We start from the raw sequence: 16562 nt of genomic DNA, 5'->3' as shown, positions 1-16562 counted from the left end.
ACTGCCGGCCGCTTGATGTGGTCTTGCAGCGTCTTTTGCCATTCCCCGCCTCTGCAATCAAATCGGGATTGAACCCGCCTCTCGTCGCGCGCGACCAATGGCGCGGCAAAACGCGCCCGGAGGTTTGCATGCTGACCTGGCCACGACCATGGCGGTTGCCCGATGCTCGCTATTTCCAGATCGCGGCATTGGCGACACTGCTGGCGGTCAATGTCGCGATCATCGATTTCGGGGCGCGTCCTGCGGCAAGCCTGATCGCTGTTGCGACGGCGCTGCTCACACAGGCCGTCGGCTGCCGCCTCTCCGGTGTGCCGTTCGATGCCAAGTCGCCCTTGATCACCGGCCTGTCGCTCAGCCTGCTGCTTCGCGCCGATGCGCTGTGGCTGCATGCCGCCGCGGCCCTGATCGCGATCGGCTCGAAATTCGTGCTCCGCGTCGACGGCAAGCACGTCTTCAATCCCGCCGGCTTTGCCATCGTGGTGCTGCTGTTCACGACGCGCGGCGTGTGGATCTCGCCGGGCCAATGGGGCGCCGAGATCTGGTTCGCAACCCTGGCCGGCTTGTTCGCGATTCTGGTGCTCAGTGCCTCGCACCGTGTCGATATCGCGATCTATTTCTTCGCCAGCCACGCCGCACTGCTGCTGCTGCGTGCCGCCTGGCTCGGCGATCCCATCGCCATTCCGCTGCACCAGTTGCAGAGTGGTTCGCTGCTGATCTTCACCTTCTTCATGATCTCCGACCCGCGCACAACGCCGGATTCGCGCGTGGGCCGCCTGCTTTTCGCGGTCACGGTGGCCGTCGCCGCGCACTATCTGGCTTTCGTTCTGCAGATGCGTCCGGCGCTCTATGTCGCGCTGATCGCGCTGTCGCCGCTCACGCACGTGCTCGACCGGCTCGTGCCGGCCGCGCGCTTTTCCTGGCGTCCTTCCGTTCCGAAAGGAGTTTCGACATGACCCTGCGCATCGACAAGATCTTCCGGACTTGTGTCGCCACGGCTGCGATCCTGGCCCACGCGGCCGTGGTCCCGGCCAATGCCTTCTGCGGCTTCTACGTCGCGCAGGCGGATGCCAAGCTGTTCAACAAATCCTCGAAGGTGGTGCTGGCCCGGGATGGTGAACAGACCTCGATCACCATGGCCAGTGACTTCGAGGGCGACGTGAAGGAGTTCGCGGTCGTCGTCCCCGTGCCGACCTTCATCGAACGCAAGCAGATCGGCGTGGTCGAACCGAAGACGATCGACCATCTCGACAGCTATACCGCGCCGCGGCTGGTGGAGTATCACGACGAGGATCCGTGCCATCCGATCATGTACCGCATGGCTCCTGGCGCTCCGATGCCGTCCGCGGTTGCAAGAGGCGAGGCATCCCTGTCCCGCCAATACGGCGTCACCATCGAGGCGAGCTACGACGTCGCCGAATACGACGTGCTGATCCTGTCGGCGCAGGAGAGCGACGGCCTGACGCGCTGGCTGACCGACAATGATTATCGCATTCCGCAAGGTGCGGAGGCCGTGCTCGGCAGCTACATCAGGCAGGGCATGCGGTTCTTCGTCGCCAAGGTCAATGTCGAGCGCATGAAGGCGGTCGGCAACGGCACCCTGCGTCCCCTGCAGGTGCGCTACCAGAGCGCCAAGTTCATGGTGCCGCTGCGGCTCGGCACGGTCAATGCCGCAGGGCCGCAGGATCTCATCATCTACGCACTCACCAGGAGCGGCCGCATCGAAGCCGCCAACTACCGCACCGTGAAGATCCCCACCGACATCGACGTTCCGCTCTACGTCAAGAACGAGTTCGGCCCGTTCTACAAGGCGGTGTTCGAGCGCGCCGTGGCGCGCGAGAACATGCAGGCGGTGTTCGTCGAATATGCCTGGGACATGGGATGGTGCGATCCCTGTGCCGCCGATCCCATGAGCAACAAGGAACTGGCCGAGCTCGGGGCGCGCTGGATCGGCAGCAGCGACGACACGGCGTTCAGCGCCGTGCGCCGCGGCGGCGGCTCCGATGCCTTCGTGACCCGGCTGCACGTCCGCTACGACGCCAAGACGTTTCCCGAGGACATCGTGTTCACGGAGACCAGGGACCGCAGCAACTTCCAGGGGCGCTACGTGCAGCATCATCCGTGGCGCGGCGAGGCCAAATGCGACGCGGCCAGGTCCTATCAGGACAGACTTACCGCGCGCTTCGCCAAGGAGGCGACCGATCTCGCCGCATTGACCGGCTGGCCGCGCAGCGAGATCGTCGCCAAGATGGCGCAGAGCGGCGAGGGCGAATTGAAGTGACGCGCAGCCCTCGGGCTCAGTCCTGGTACGACGAGATTTCGATCAGGCTGCCGTCGGGATCGCGACAATAGACCGAGCGCAGGGTGCCGCGGGCTCCCTGCCGGGCGATCGGGCCCTCCTCGATGGTGATGCCCAGCGCGTCCAGATGGGCGACGACCTCCTCGGGAGTGCTGGTGGTCAAAAAGCAAAGATCGTCACTGCCGGCCATCACGTGATCGGCGGTGAACCAGTCCACCTTGTCCGCGTCCTTCGGTCGCACGTTGATCTTCTGGCTGCCGAAATGCAGCGACGTGCGCTTGGCCCGGCCAGGGCCCGGATCGGACACCTGCAGTGTCATGCCCAGGACTTTCTGATACCAGGCGGTCGTGCGCTCCACATCGGCGACATTGATGACCAGATGGTCGAGTGCGTCGATCTTGACCGGCATGGCCTGCTCCTCCCCTGGTGACACGTCGAACTCGCCGTCGTCGCGGGAGTCTGTTACACCATTCTTCGGCGGTCCGCGAATGGACGCTCAACGATAAACGTCGAGGAAACGCATGATTTCACGTCGCCGCGCATTAGGCCTGCTCGCTTCCGCCGTCCCATCCGTCGCTGCCGTACGCTTCGCATCGGCCGCGGAATATCCGGCCCGCCCGGTGCGGTTCGTGGTGGGTTATCCGCCGGGCGGGGCGACCGATATCCTGGCGCGGCTGATCGGACAGCGCCTGTCCGAGACGCTTGGTCAGCAATTCGTGGTCGAGAACAAGCCGGGGGCCGGCAACAATATCGGAACCGAGTCGGTGGTGAATGCGGCCGCCGACGGCTATACGGTGCTGCTGGTCAACCCGGCGAACTACATCAATGCCAGCCTCTACACGAACCTGAAGTTCAACTTCGTGCGCGACATCGCGCCGGTCGCCTCGTTCAATCGCGTGCCCAACGTGATGACCGTCAACAACGATATCAAGGCCAAGACCGTCGCCGAATTCATCGCCTATCTCAAGGAAAACCCGGGCAAGGTGAACATGGCGTCATCCGGCAACGGCACCTCGGTGCATCTGTCCGGCGAGATGTTCATGGCCATGACCGGCACCAAGATGCAGCATGTGCCGTATCGTGGTGCGGCGCCGGCCATCACCGACATGCTCGGCGGCCAGGTCCAGGTCATCTTCGACAACATGCCGTCGATCATCCAGCATATCCGCTCAGGCTCGCTGCGCGCCCTCGGCGTCACCACCCAGGAGCGCTCGGCGCAATTGCCCGACGTGCAGGCGATTGCCGAAACCGTGCCGGGCTACGAGGCGAGCGCCTTGTTTGGAATGGGCGCGCCGAAGAATACGCCGAAAGAGATCATCGAGAAGCTGAACAAGCAGGTGAACGTCGTTCTCGCCGAGCCCGAGATCAAGAAGAAGCTGGTCGATCTCGGCGGAGAGCCGTTGATCCAATCGCCCGATCAGTTCGGGGCGCAGATCGTTGCCGAAACCGACAAATGGAAAAAGGTCGTCGAGTTCGCCGGCCTGAAGCTTGACTGACGCGACGGGAAGCTGGCTCGAAACATGGCGTGCCGCATGCGCGACACGTCATCGCCTTGTTTGACGACGCGCTCCGCCGATTTGTCGTTTTTTAACCATGCCGATGTGTTGCAACCTGCTCGCCTCAGGAGGAACAGATCATGCGCAAGGTGATGATGATGGCGGCCGGCCTCGTCGGCGTTGCATTGGTCAGCGGCGGCGGTGCCGCACCGGCCTTTGCCGGCCACGATTATCCCTGGTGTGTGCAGGGCAGGGGCGTCGGCTATCCCGGCGAATGCTCCTACGAAACCTTCGAGCAATGCCGCGCCAGCGCCTCGGGACGCAGCGCCGGTTGCGGCATCAATCCGCGCGTCGCGTTCGATCCCGCGCGCCGTGGCCCCTCCGTCTATGTCGACATGCCGCCGCCGCGCCGTGTCCACCGCTATAATTATTACTGAGGTTCCGAATGCTGTGCGACGGGATGATTCCCGGCGGTCGGCCGTGACGACGGGCTTGCCTCAACTTTGCGGTCATGTATACTTTGTATTGCAAAGTTAATCGCGCCGGCCACGGCTTCAGGTGAGACATGCGCGACCTCGACAAGGCGCTGGCGGATATCATCGCGATCCGCAGCCAACTGGCAGCAGGCACCGCGTTTCGCGGCTACGGGCCGGCGACGATGGCCGCCACGGCGGTGGTGGCGCTCGCCACGGCCGCGATTCAGCAAGTGGTGTTGCGCGACTCGGCCGCGGATCCACTGCTGTTCCTGCTCGGCTGGGCGGCGGCTGCCTGCATTTCGCTGTCCATGATCTGGGTGGAGATGCGCGCGCGCTCGCGCCGCCATCATTCCGGTCTCGCCGACGCGATGATCCATCAGGCGGTCGAACAGTTTCTGCCCGCTGGCATCGCCGGGGTGCTGCTGGCCGTGTTGTTGTGGAAGTTCGCGCCCGAGGCGCTGTGGATGCTTCCCGGCCTGTGGCAGATCCTGACATCGCTCGGCGTGTTCGCCTCGGTGCGCTCGCTCCCGCGCACGGTCGCGCTGGCCGGCGCGTTCTATTTCCTGGCCGGCTTTGCGGTGTTGCTGCTCGGCAGCGTGAGCCACGCGTTGTCGCCCTGGACCATGGGCCTGCCCTTTGCGGTCGGACAGGCGCTCATGGCCGGCATTCTCTATTTTGCGACCGGAGATTCCGATGTCGAAGACTGACGGCGGTGCGCCGTTTTCCTATGACGGCCTTGATCGTGTCATCCATGAGAAGGCGCGACTCGGCCTGCTGACGTCGCTGATGGCGCATCCGAAGGGCCTCGCCTTCGCCGATCTCAAGCAATTGTGCGGGCTGACCGACGGCAATCTTTCGCGTCATCTGCAGGTCCTGCAGGAGGCCGGCCTCGTCGAGGTCACCAAGGGGTATGAGGGCAACCGTCCGCACACCACGTGCCGGCTGACCAAAGCAGGCCGGCGCCGTTTCCTGGACTACCTTGCGGTGCTCGAAAGGCTCGTTCGCGATGCGGCGGCTGCGGCCGGCAAGGAGCCTTCGCCATCCTCGGTCGGGTTCGTCCCGGGCCGCGCCTGAATCTCTCATTTGCGTTTTTTTTGACCTGGAGCTTTGCAATGCAAAGTCGGCTGCAACTCAAATCGCCTGCTGTGGTGGACGGCCTTCACGTTGGCATCATCATGGACGGCAATGGCCGGTGGGCGACACGCCAAGGGCTGTCCCGGCTGCGCGGACACGAAGCCGGCGTCGAGGCGATCCGCCGTGTCGTCGAGGCCGCCCCGGATCAGGGCGTCGGCACGCTGACGCTCTATGCGTTCTCCAGCGACAATTGGCGGCGACCCCGGACGGAGGTCATGGGTCTGATGGCGCTGCTGCGGGTCTATCTCGCCAGCGAGGTCGAATCGCTGGTGCGCAACGGCGTCCGTCTGTCCGTGATCGGCCGTCGCGACCGCCTGCCCGGCGGCATTGCCGATGCCATCGGCCGCGCCGAAGCGGCCACGCGCGACGGCACCACCCTCCATCTGCGTATCGCCGTCGACTATTCGGCGCGCGACGCGATCCTGCATGCCGCGGCAAAGGCGCGTGACGTCGATGCGCTCACGCGGGAGGCCTTCTCCGATCTCGTCACCGGCGAAGCCGGCCTGCGGGATGTCGACCTGATCATCCGGACCTCCGGCGAACAAAGGTTGTCGGATTTCCTGCTCTGGGAAGGCGCCTATGCCGAGCTGCACTTCACCCAGCGGATGTGGCCCGATTTCGATGCCGAGGATCTCGCCCAGGCGCTGACCTCGTTCCGGGGCCGCGAGCGCCGGTTCGGGGGTCTCGACGCGGTGCCGCTTGCGCCCGCGCCGACTCTTTGATTGCGCGCGAGAGCGCAATCCACAATCTTTCCGCGCATCGGGGAATCATCTACCGCTGGTCCCGCGAGCGCAGAGAATCCGAGATGAAGCACAAGCCGCGGCGGCCCGTCGGCAAATCTCCGGGCAAACCCGGGTCGTCCCATTCCCAGACGACGGCTGATGCCCTGTGCGCTGCCGCCGTGCGGCTGCTGCGAGCTGGCGACCTGGTGCAGGCGGAGGACTCCTGCCGTCGCGCGCTCAGCCTCGATGCCGGCTCCGTCGATGCGCTTCGCGCGATGGGCCAGGTCTGTCTCGCGCTCAAGCGCTTCGATGATGCGATCGAATGGTTCGCTCGGGCGATCAGGCTCGACATCTCCGTACCGGAGTCCCTGATCGGTCTTGCCGAGGCGCTGCGGTCGGCCGGCCGGCTCGACGACGCCATCAAGGCGTATGATCGTGTGCTGCAGCTGCGGCCGGATGCGCAGGACTGCTGGGACGCGCTCGGCGAGCTGCTGCAGCGGACTGGCCGGTATGCCGAGGCGGCGCTGGCCTGCGATCGCCTGTTGCAGCTCGCGCCCGATCGCGCAACGACGTGGTTTCGTCTCGGCGAGGTGCTCGAAGCTCAGGACCGCCGTGACGAGGCGGCCCTGGCGTTCGATCAGGTGCTGAAAGCCACGCCCGATCATGTCGACGCCGCCAACAAGGCCGGCGCGGTTCATTTCGATGCCGGACGCTATGACGAGGCGATCGCGCGGTTCGACCGGTCGCTCGCCGTCCGTCCGGACCAGGCCGGCGTGCTCTGCCTCAAGGCCATCGCGCTGCGGCGGCTGCGCCGCTACCAGGATGCGCAGCCCTGCGGGCAGCGCGCGCATGTGCTGGCACCGCATGATCCCGACATCGCCAACAGCTATGGCTGCATCCTGCAGAATCTCGGCCGGCACGACGAGGCCGTCGCCGTGTTCGACAAGGCCATCGCGCTGCGGCCGCAGACCGCGGAGTTCTATAATCACCGCGGCACCTCGCTGGCCGAGCTGCATCGCTTTGATGAGGCGTTCGCGAGCTTCGATCGCGCCGTGGCGCTGAAGCCGGATCTTGCCGATGCGCATTGGAACGCCGCGTTGTTCCGGCTGCTGACCGGCGATTTCGCTCGCGGCTGGGCCGCGCGCGAATGGGGGCGCCAATGCCGCGCGGTCGGCTTCGTCGAGCGCAGCTTCGACGTGCCGCTGTGGCTGGCTGACGCGCCGCTCGCGGGGAAGACGATCCTGCTGCATAGCGACGAGGGGCTGGGCGACACGATCCAGTTCGCGCGCTACGCCACGCTGGTCGCCGCGCAGGGCGCGCGCGTCGTGCTCGAGGTCGACGCGGTGCTGCAGCCGCTGTTGTCGGGGCTGAATGGCGTGGCCCAATGTCTTGCCCGCGGCATCGATGCCGTGCCTGCGATCGACTATCATTGCCCGTTGTCGAGCCTGCCGCTCGCGTTTGCGACCGGCCTGGACACCATCCCGGCCGTGCCGCGCTATCTGCCGCCTGCTCCGGCAGAGCGGCTGGCGGCGTGGGAGCAACGGCTCGGCCGGCACGACAAGCTCCGGGTCGGCTTGGTGTGGTCCGGCAATCCCGCCCATCTCAACGACCACAATCGCTCGATGCCGCTGGCCACGTTGGAGCCGTTGCTGGACCGCGATGTGCGCTTCATCAGCCTGCAGAAGGAGCCGCGCCCGCACGACAAGGTGCAGCTCGAGCGGCGTAGCGACATTCTCGATCTCACCGCCGAGATCCGCGATTTCGTCGACACATCCGCGCTGATCGACAGCCTCGACCTCGTCATCACCGTCGACACCAGCGTTGCGCATCTCGCCGGCGCGCTCGGCAAGCCGACCTGGATCATGCTGCCCTATACGCCGGACTATCGCTGGCTGCTCGGGCGGGACGACAGTCCCTGGTATCCGAGCGTACGGCTGTTCCGCCAGGACGCGCGCCGCGACTATGTCGATGTCGTCGCCCGGATCGCTGAGGCGCTTGTGGCGCAGGCCGCAGGCTTCACCCCCGAATAGATCCGGCGGTCAGTTCGTCCGCAGCCCGATCGAGATCTCGTGGACGCGCCGCGTCAGCTCGGCGACGCTGCGCCATCCGGTCTTCTCCCGTGTTCGTTTCAGATGGGTGTAGACCGTGGTGACTCTGACGCCGCGCCGCGCGGCGTATTCGACGGCCGTCATGCCGGTGCTCAACGCGCAGGCGAGCTCCGCTTCCGCTCTGGTCAGGCCATGGAGCTCCTGGAGCATGCGTGCAGCAACACTCTCCCGCAAGGGGTCGTGCACCAGCATGATCACGGCGGCGTCGGAGCCGTCGGCGCGCAGCCGCGGATGCCGCAACGCGCGCAGCGAGACGGTGCAGGGCGGCAGCCCGTCGGCGCGCGCGGCCACAAAGTCGGTCACCGCGTCTGTCTCAGCACGTTCGCTGGCGCGCGCCGCCGTGGCGAATGCGCGCGCATAGCGGCTGCGGAGATCTGCGGAGCTGAAATGAATTCCGCGCTTGTCGACCCGGAACAATCCGCTCTCGGCCGAGATCGCCTGCAGGCTCGGATTGAGGTACACGGTCTCGCCCTTGGCGCCGAGCAATGCGACGCCATCCTTCAGAAGATCGAGCGCGCTCGTCGTGGCATCGCGGCCATAGGCGGCGGCAAGCCGGCTCCGCATCCGGTAAGCGCGCTGCAAATGAGGCGCCAGGCGCTGCATCAATTTGATCTCGGCCGCACTCACATGACCCTGCGCCGCTGTCCTCTGCACGGTGAAGGCGACGAGACTTTGCGGCGATTGCTCCAGCACCACCGAGAGGAAATAACGAAGCCCGGCGCGCGGCAGGAACTCGGCATAGAACGGATCGCGGTTCATGGCACGCTCATCCATGACCTGATAGTCCCAGCACAGTCCGCCTTGCTGCTGGCTCAGCGCCACCGGCAGGCGCGGATTGCGTGGCGCGAAATGCGCGAGATAGTCGTCGCCTTCGGCCGATGCGACGCCGCTGCTCTGAAACGTCACCGGCCGGCGTGCCGCCTTGTCGATCACTTCGAGGGTCGCGCCTTCGGCGCCCATCAAGATCTTGACCGACTCCAATGCGGACTCGATTCCGTCCGGCTCCGTAAAGCCGTGATAGATGGCGTCCAGCGCCTGCGCATAGAGTTCGCTCCGCACGGTGACCTCGCTGCGCTGGCCCAGGCCAGCCGTGCCGGTCTGAACGGTCAACCCTGTCGCGATGAGTTCATTCCCTTCATGGGTCGCCAGGGAGCGCGCGAGGGTTCAACGAATCCCGATCGCGGCACGCGGTGCGATGGCCAGGCTTGTCCAGGTCATCCGTTGTGAGGCCCCGGATGCGATCGTGCCTCGGAGCCTCCAGCTTGCGCCCGGCTATTCTGTCATCGTCTCGCCGGAACCGCCAAATTCGCGCGGAAAATCCTTCAATTTCGGCAAGCCATCGCGCACCGGCAATACGGTCTCCGCGTAGTTGACGTGCACCGCCGGCTGAAATTCCAGCTCCGGCAGCGTCGCCGCGAACACGTCGATCAGTCCGAGCGGCGGATGCGTGGTCATGAGATGGCCGCCGCATTTGGCGCAATATTGCCGCTGGCTCAGCGGCGTCTTCTGGAACATCGCGAGATGTGTAATCCCGGACGTGATTCTGACAGCTTCCGGCTTCCAAAGGCTGAAAGCGTTGACCGGTCCGCCGGACCATGACCGGCAGGAGCGGCAGTGGCAATAGCCCATCGCCTCGGGCGCGCCGGACACTTCGATTTCGACCGTTCCGCAAAAGCATCGTCCAGACAGCATCATCCTCGTCCTCATCAGTTGTGAGACGGGCGAACGGCATCATTCCAGGGCGGATGCGTCTTGGGCCGCAACGACCATCATCAGGGTTCGCACGACCGCACGTGATCCAGTTCACATTCGACGCTCGTGTCACGTGAGCCGTCCCCTGATCGGAGGACGCCCGTTGCATCGCCTCGGCGCTATCGATCCCCGCATGGCATTTCAGTGCAAAGGTCGCGGGTGATTGCATGTCAGACCTCAATTCTCGCATTGTCGAATTCTCGACCGACCATGTTCCGGAGCATGAGCGGGCGGCGCTCTGGCGCGAGCACTACGGTCAGGTGATGCTGCGCGTCGATTTCGAGCCCGCGCCGCAGGTCGTCTTCAAGGCGCGCAATCGCGCGATGACATTGCCCGGCCTGCAGCTGTTCGATGCCTGGGCCACTCCGGCGCGGGTCTCGCGATCCGGCTGCTACCTGGCCCACGGCGCCGACAACGTCATTCTCGCGATCAATCGCAACGGCGTCGCCTTCGTGGCATCGGGGAACGAGAGCTGCGAGTTGCGCGAAGGGCAGGCCGTCCTCCTGAGCGGTGCCGATCCGTGCGCGTTCCATCGCGCAAGCCCCGGCCGATCGTTCACGCTGCTTGTTCCACGTATGGCGATCGAAGCCGCCGATGTCAGCGTCGAGGACGCCATCATGCGACCGATTCCAGCCGACCGGGGCGCGCTGCAGTTGCTCGACCATTATGCGAGCTTGCTGATGAGCAGCGGGGACGCAATCGAGACCCAGCTGCTCAATCTCTCGATACGTCATGTGCAGGATCTGCTGGCCTTGGCGATCGGTCCGACGGCTGATCTGGGCGACACGATGCGTGCGAGAGGCTTGCGCGCCGCGCGGCTGAAGCTCGCCAAGGCCTTCATCCTTGCCAACAGTGCCCGTCACGATCTCTCGATCGTCGTCGTGGCGGACAAGCTGAATGTGACGCCGCGCTATGTGCAGCGCCTGTTCGAGATCGACGGCACCACCTTCTCCGCCTTCCTCTCCGGGGTCCGGCTGACCAATGCGCATCGCATGCTGTGCGATCCCGCCTGTCGTTCGCTGGCGATCGCGAGCATCGCCTATGACGTCGGCTTCGGCGACCTGTCGCATTTCAATCGCTCGTTCCGCCGCCAATACGGGCTGACGCCGCGCGAGGTCCGCGGCGATCGCGTCTGCGGCCGTGCCCTTCGTTTGAACGCATGCTCTGGCGGAGCCGTCGAATGACCTCCAAGACGATCGCGTTGAAAATTCTCGACAGTATCTTCATTGCAGCCAGCACCTTTCTTCTGCTGCTGGTCGCGGGTCTGCCGGCCGAGTGGATCATGGCTCTGCTCGACATGTCGCTGCGCGAATTCCAGGCATTTGCGCTGTTCGTCATCTTTGGCAGCCTGATCCTGATCCATGCGATCGCGACCTCGGACTCCGCGCCCTAACTCAAACGTGATCACGATCGCTGCGGCTGGACCGCAGCGGCGCGATCGCTGTTGAGCTGTATCAATGGAGTTCCCTTCGGCTGTGGCAAACGAAGCGCCTGCTCCGGGAAAGAGAGGCGTTGGTGCATGGATCAGCAGGAAACCGAGAAAGTGGCCGATCTGGCGCCGCTGAACCGGCAGCCGGCTAAGCCGCTGGCATCGGCGCATGGCGCCGCATTGCCGGTGGTCGCGGCCCATGCGGTCCCGCCGAAACGAAGATGGTGGCCACTTCTCGTGCTGATGATTGTGATCGGTGGCGCTGGAGGTGCCGGTTATGTCTGGTGGCAGCGTCTGCATCCGCCGCTGCCGATCGGCATCAGCATGAGCAACGGCCGGATCGAGGCCGACGAAATCGACATCGCCACCAAATATGCCGGACGTGTCGCCGAGCTGCGCGCCGATATCGGCGACCTCGTCGAGGCTGGCCAGATCGTCGCACGGATGGACACCAGGGAGCTGCAGCAATCGCTGTCGAAGGCGGGAGCCCAGGCCGAGCAGGCGCAGCACGTGGTGGATCAGGCGCGCGCCAATCTCGTCCAATTGCAGACCCAGAAGACGCTGGCCGAGCAGGAGATGGAGCGCACCCGCAGCCTGCTGCAGAACGGCTGGACGACCAAGGAACTGGCCGATCAGCGCCAGCAGGCGCTCGGCGCCGCCACCGCCGGCCTTGCCGGTGCGCAGGCCAAGGTGGCGGAAGCGGAGCGGGCTCTCGAAGCGGTCCGTCACGACGTCGCGCTCTACACGGTTCAGATCGCCGACAATTCCCTGATCGCGCCGAAGGCCGGCCGCATCCAATATCGCCTCGCCAATATCGGCGAAGTGCTCGGCGCCGGGGGCAAGGTCTTCACCATGCTCGACGTCAATTATGTCTATATGGACGTGTTCCTGCCGACCGAGGAGGTCGGCAAGATCAAGGTCGGCAGCGAGGCGCGTATCGTGCTCGATGCCTATCCTGATCGTCCCATTCCGGCCAAAGTGTCGTTCGTCGCAAGCCAGGCGCAGTTTACGCCGAAGACCGTCGAGACCCGCAGCGAACGCGACAAGCTGATGTTCCGCATCCGCGTCCGCGTCGATCAGGACAGGCTGGCCGCGCATGCTGATGCCGTGCGAAGCGGGTTGCCCGGCGTCGCGTATGTCAAGTGGAACGCTGACCTGGCGTGGCCGGCGCGCCTGCAAGCCGCGCCATGACCTCTGGCGAAAGCCCGGTCGCGGTCGTCAGAGAGGTCTCGCAGCGCTACCGGGATGTCGTGGCGCTCGATAACGTCTCGATCGCGATTCCCGCGGGATACGTGGTCGGACTGATCGGACCGGACGGCGTCGGCAAATCCTCGCTGCTGTCAATCCTGGCCGGCGCGCGGGCGATCCAGAGCGGCCAGGCGGTCGTGCTCGGCGCCGACATGGCCGACCGGCGCGCGCGCGAACAGGTCTGCCCGCGCATCGCCTACATGCCGCAGGGGCTCGGCAAGAATCTCTATCCTGATCTGAGCGTGCGTGAGAACATCGCGTTCTTCGCCCGTCTGTTCGGCCAGACCAGAGCCGAGCGCGACTGGCGCATCGCCGAGCTGATGGAGGCGACGGCGTTGTCCGACTTCGCCGACCGGCCGGCGAAAAAGCTCTCCGGCGGCATGAAGCAGAAGCTCGGCCTGTGCTGCTCGCTGATCCACGATCCGGACTTCCTGATCCTGGATGAGCCCACCACCGGGGTCGATCCGCTGTCGCGGCGCCAGTTCTGGGATCTGATCGACCGGCTGCGCGCGCGCAGCGCCACCGGCATGAGTGTCATCGTCGCCACCGCCTATATGGAGGAGGCCGAGCGGTTCGACTGGCTGATCGCGATGAATGAGGGGCGCATTCTGGCGACCGGTACGCCGGCCGAGCTCAAGGCGCAGACCGGTGGAGGCTCGATCGAGGCGGCCTTCGTCGCGCTGCTGCCGCAGCGGCCGGATGGTCGCTCCGCCGACATGCCGGAGAAATCCGAGCTCGATGGCAGTCAGGAGACGGTCATCGTCGCGCGCGACCTGACCTGCCGGTTCGCCGACTTCACCGCCGTCGACGGCGTGAACTTCCAGATCCGCAAAGGCGAGATCTTCGGCTTCGTCGGATCGAATGGCTGCGGCAAGACCACGACGATGAAGATGCTGACCGGGCTGCTGCCCCCGAGCGCCGGCGAGGCGCTGATTTTCGGCCGCTCGATGGAGGCCGGCAATCATGAATCGCGCAGCCGCGTCGGCTACATGTCGCAGGCCTTCTCGCTGTATGGCGAGCTCACCGTGCGGCAGAACCTGGTGCTGCATGCGCGGCTGTTTCATCTGCCGTCGGCGGAGGCCGAGCGGCGGATCGCGGAACTGATCGACCGCTGCGATCTGACCGAGCACATCGACGGTCTCGCCGCGGACCTCCCGCTCGGCATCCGCCAGCGGCTGTCGCTCGCGGTGGCGATCGTCCACAAACCGGACCTGCTGATCCTCGACGAGCCGACATCGGGCGTCGACCCCGTCGCGCGCAATCAATTCTGGCGGCTGCTGATCGAATTGTCGCGCCAGGACGCCATGACGATCTTCGTCTCCACGCATTTCATGAACGAGGCAGCCCGGTGCGACCGCCTGTCGCTGATGCATGAGGGGCGCGTGCTGGCAACGGACACGCCCGACGGCTTGATCCGGGCCAAGGGCGTGCAGACGCTCGAGCAGGCGTTCATCGCCTTTCTCGAACAGGACGCCGGCGTTGCCGACCCGCCGGTCACATTGACGCAAGCGAAGGCGGATCCTGATCCGATCGATCGCCCCCGGGATGGCCAGCGTCGGTCGGCCTTCAGCCTGCGGCGGCTGCTCGCCTATACGATTCGCGAAGGTCTGGAGCTGGTTCGCGATCCGATCCGGTTGATGTTCGCGTTGTTCGGAACGGCGTTCCTGATGATCGTGATCGGCTTCGGCATCTCCACCGATGTCAATAATCTCACCTTTGCCGCGCTCGATCGCGACCAGTCGCCGGAGAGCCGGGCCTATCTCGCGGAGCTGCGCGGCTCGCGCTATTTTGTCGAGAAGCCGCCGCTGGCCGACTATGCCGAGCTGGAGCGCCGCATGAAGAGCGGCGACATCAAGGCCTCGATCGAGATCCCGCCCGACTTCGGCGCTGACATCAAGCGCGGCCGGCCGGCCTTCGTGTCGGCCTGGATCGACGGCGCGATGCCGTTCCGGGCCGAGACCATCCGCGGCTATCTCGAGGGCACGCATCAGCTCTATCTCTCCGACCCCGCGGTCAAGACGACGCAGCCGCAGGCGGCCTCGCCGGTCAATGTCGAGATCCGCTTCAAGTACAATCAGGCCTTCGACAGCATCTATGCGATGGCCCCGAGCACGATCGCGCTGTTGCTGGCGCTGTTTCCGGCAATCCTGATGGCGCTCGCCGTGGTCCGCGAAAAGGAGCTCGGCTCGATCACCAATCTCTATGTCACGCCGGTGACACGGCTCGAATTCCTGCTCGGCAAGCAGCTTCCTTATGTTGCGGTCGCACTGGTCAACTTCGCCGTCATGTATGTGATGGCCATCGTCCTGTTCAGGGTTCCCCTCAAGGGCGCTTTTCTGCCGCTGCTGGTCGGCACCTTCGTCTACGTCTTCACCACCACCGGCTTCGGCATGCTGATATCGACCTTCTGCCGAACCCAGATCGCGGCGCTGTTCGGCACCGCGATCCTCACGGTGCTGCCGGCAACCCAGTTCTCGGGCATGCTGGTGCCCGTGTCGTCGCTGTCCGGCGTGGCCCGGGTGATCGGCATGGGCTTTCCGATGACCTACTATCGCCCGATCACCGTCGGCACCTTCACCAAGGGGCTCGGCTTCGCCGACGTCGGCGCCGACATCCTGGTGCTGCTCGTCTTCATTCCGGTGCTGACCGGGCTCAGCCTTCTCATGCTGCCCAAGCAGGAGCGCTGAACCATGGTTCGCTCGCTGTCCAATATCTTCTGGCTCGGCACCAAGGAGCTGCGCAGCCTGTTCGGCGACGTCGTGCTGATCGGGCTCGTGATCTACTCGTTCACGGTGGCGGTGATCAGCCAGGCGCAGAGCAGCTCCCAGGAGCTGCACCGCGCCTCGATCGCCGTCGTCGACGAGGACAATTCCGAGCTGTCGCGCCGCATCGCAGCTGCATTCCTGCCGCCTTATTTTCAGCGCCCCATCTCCATCACCCAGCGCGAGGTCGAGCCGCTGATGAACAGCGGCCGCTTCACCTTCGTCCTCGACATTCCGCCGAATTTCCAGCGCGACGTTCTCGCCGGGCGCAAGCCGTCGGTGCAGGTCAATGTCGACGCCACCGCGATGATCCAGGCCGGGATCGGCTCGGGCTATGCGCTCCAGATCATCACGACCGAGGTGGCCTGGTTCGTCGCCCGCTCGGAGGTCCCGGTGCAGGCGCCGGTCAATCTGGTGACGCGGATCGCCTTCAATCCCAACATCACCACCGCCTGGTTCGAGGGCGTGATGGGCATCATCAACAGCGTCACCATGCTGGCCATCATCCTGGCCGGCGCGGCGCTGGTGCGCGAGCGCGAGCATGGCACGATGGATCATCTCCTGGTGATGCCGCTCTCGCCCTTCGAGATCGCGATGTCGAAGATCTGGGCCAATGCGCTGGTCATCGCGGTCGCCGTTGCAGTGGCTCTCTACGTCGTCGTGCGTTGGTATCTGCAGGTTCCGATCAACGGGTCTGTTCCGCTCTTTCTCTCCGGGACAGTGCTCTATCTGTTCTTCGCCACCGCCGTGGGTCTTTTTCTCGGCACCATCGCGCGATCGATGCCGCAACTCGGCCTGCTCTACATCCTGGTGGCGGTGCCGATGAACCTGTTGTCCGGTGCGATGACGCCGGTCGAAAGCCAGCCGGTCTGGCTCGCCACGATCATGCAGGCGTCGCCGTCGACCCACTTCGTGTCCTTCGCGCAGTCGATCCTGTATCGCGGCGCCGGGCTCGATGTGGTCTGGCCGCAATTTCTGGCGGTGGCCGGCATCGGCGCGCTGGTCCTGGCGCTCACCTTGCGCCGCTTCCGGGCGGCCATCGCTGCGGCTGGCGCGTGACGGGAAAGCCACGACGGCGATTGCCAGCGCGACAGGGTTTCCAGCGCGTAAACGCTCCGGCTCCGCCGACCCTGCGGGGC

At 65.3% G+C, this 16562-nt stretch carries 16 protein-coding genes; 13 read left to right on the top strand and 3 right to left on the bottom strand.

Annotation, left to right across the window (positions count from 1 at the left end):
• Positions 1 to 128: 128 nt before the first annotated feature.
• Complete coding sequence (locus BBTA_RS36775) at positions 129 to 953, top strand: RnfABCDGE type electron transport complex subunit D (RefSeq protein ID WP_012047573.1); 825 nt, start codon at positions 129 to 131, stop codon at positions 951 to 953.
• Positions 950 to 2278 carry a DUF2330 domain-containing protein gene (locus BBTA_RS36770; protein WP_012047572.1) on the top strand — a complete coding sequence of 443 codons (1329 nt, stop codon included), beginning with the start codon at positions 950 to 952 and terminating at the stop codon, positions 2276 to 2278. Before BBTA_RS36775 ends, BBTA_RS36770 begins: the two co-directional genes overlap by 4 nt.
• A 16-nt stretch (positions 2279 to 2294) precedes the next feature.
• Here BBTA_RS36770 and BBTA_RS36765 read toward each other — a convergent pair whose 3' ends face one another.
• Complete coding sequence (locus tag BBTA_RS36765; RefSeq protein WP_012047571.1) at positions 2295 to 2705, bottom strand: VOC family protein; 411 nt, start codon at positions 2703 to 2705, stop codon at positions 2295 to 2297.
• A gap of 112 nt (positions 2706 to 2817) precedes the next feature.
• Here BBTA_RS36765 and BBTA_RS36760 point away from each other — a divergent pair, with 112 nt between their 5' ends.
• From BBTA_RS36760 to BBTA_RS36735, 6 genes are all read left to right on the top strand, one after another.
• Positions 2818 to 3792 carry a tripartite tricarboxylate transporter substrate binding protein gene (locus BBTA_RS36760; RefSeq protein WP_012047570.1) on the top strand — a complete coding sequence of 325 codons (975 nt, stop codon included), beginning with the start codon at positions 2818 to 2820 and terminating at the stop codon, positions 3790 to 3792.
• A 140-nt stretch (positions 3793 to 3932) separates the two neighbouring features.
• Positions 3933 to 4229, top strand: a complete 297-nt coding sequence (locus BBTA_RS36755; RefSeq protein ID WP_012047569.1) for a DUF3551 domain-containing protein — start codon at positions 3933 to 3935, stop codon at positions 4227 to 4229.
• A 128-nt stretch (positions 4230 to 4357) separates the two neighbouring features.
• Positions 4358 to 4975 carry a hypothetical protein gene (locus BBTA_RS36750; protein WP_012047568.1) on the top strand — a complete coding sequence of 206 codons (618 nt, stop codon included), beginning with the start codon at positions 4358 to 4360 and terminating at the stop codon, positions 4973 to 4975.
• Positions 4962 to 5342, top strand: a complete 381-nt coding sequence (locus BBTA_RS36745) for a transcriptional regulator (RefSeq protein WP_012047567.1) — start codon at positions 4962 to 4964, stop codon at positions 5340 to 5342. The genes BBTA_RS36750 and BBTA_RS36745 overlap by 14 nt, the downstream gene beginning before the upstream one ends.
• Before the next feature lie 38 nt (positions 5343 to 5380).
• Positions 5381 to 6124 (top strand): di-trans,poly-cis-decaprenylcistransferase, encoded by a 744-nt coding sequence (locus tag BBTA_RS36740; protein ID WP_012047566.1) that lies wholly within the window; start codon positions 5381 to 5383, stop codon positions 6122 to 6124.
• An 83-nt stretch (positions 6125 to 6207) separates the two neighbouring features.
• Positions 6208 to 8154, top strand: coding sequence for a tetratricopeptide repeat protein (locus BBTA_RS36735; protein ID WP_012047565.1), 1947 nt, complete (start codon positions 6208 to 6210; stop codon positions 8152 to 8154).
• 9 nt (positions 8155 to 8163) lie between these two features.
• On the opposite strand, the gene BBTA_RS36730 is transcribed toward BBTA_RS36735, so the two are convergent.
• Together BBTA_RS36730 and BBTA_RS36725 are read right to left on the bottom strand one after the other, a co-directional pair.
• Complete coding sequence (locus BBTA_RS36730) at positions 8164 to 9342, bottom strand: hypothetical protein (protein WP_012047564.1); 1179 nt, start codon at positions 9340 to 9342, stop codon at positions 8164 to 8166.
• Between the two features lie 162 nt (positions 9343 to 9504).
• Positions 9505 to 9927 (bottom strand): GFA family protein, encoded by a 423-nt coding sequence (locus tag BBTA_RS36725; RefSeq protein ID WP_041751168.1) that lies wholly within the window; start codon positions 9925 to 9927, stop codon positions 9505 to 9507.
• 224 nt (positions 9928 to 10151) lie between these two features.
• Between BBTA_RS36725 and BBTA_RS36720 the strand changes: the two genes are divergently transcribed.
• The 5 genes from BBTA_RS36720 to BBTA_RS36700 all read left to right on the top strand — a co-directional run bounded on the left by BBTA_RS36720 (position 10152) and on the right by BBTA_RS36700 (position 16482).
• Positions 10152 to 11168: an AraC family transcriptional regulator gene (locus tag BBTA_RS36720; protein WP_012047562.1), complete on the top strand. Its 1017-nt coding sequence runs from the start codon at positions 10152 to 10154 to the stop codon at positions 11166 to 11168.
• Positions 11165 to 11377, top strand: coding sequence for a hypothetical protein (locus BBTA_RS36715; RefSeq protein WP_041751167.1), 213 nt, complete (start codon positions 11165 to 11167; stop codon positions 11375 to 11377). Before BBTA_RS36720 ends, BBTA_RS36715 begins: the two co-directional genes overlap by 4 nt.
• 126 nt (positions 11378 to 11503) lie before the next feature.
• Complete coding sequence (locus BBTA_RS36710; RefSeq protein WP_041751166.1) at positions 11504 to 12604, top strand: HlyD family secretion protein; 1101 nt, start codon at positions 11504 to 11506, stop codon at positions 12602 to 12604.
• Complete coding sequence (gene rbbA / locus BBTA_RS36705) at positions 12601 to 15348, top strand: ribosome-associated ATPase/putative transporter RbbA (RefSeq protein ID WP_012047559.1); 2748 nt, start codon at positions 12601 to 12603, stop codon at positions 15346 to 15348. Before BBTA_RS36710 ends, rbbA begins: the two co-directional genes overlap by 4 nt.
• Before the next feature lie 3 nt (positions 15349 to 15351).
• The gene (locus BBTA_RS36700) at positions 15352 to 16482 is read left to right on the top strand and encodes an ABC transporter permease (protein WP_012047558.1); all 1131 of its coding nucleotides are present in this window, start codon (positions 15352 to 15354) and stop codon (positions 16480 to 16482) included.
• The last annotated feature ends 80 nt before the right edge of the window (positions 16483 to 16562 follow it).

This window comes from Bradyrhizobium sp. BTAi1, assembly GCF_000015165.1.
Classification (GTDB): domain Bacteria; phylum Pseudomonadota; class Alphaproteobacteria; order Rhizobiales; family Xanthobacteraceae; genus Bradyrhizobium; species Bradyrhizobium denitrificans.
The sequence above is the reverse complement of the archived record's forward strand: the minus strand, read 5'-3'. Positions and strand labels throughout refer to the sequence as shown.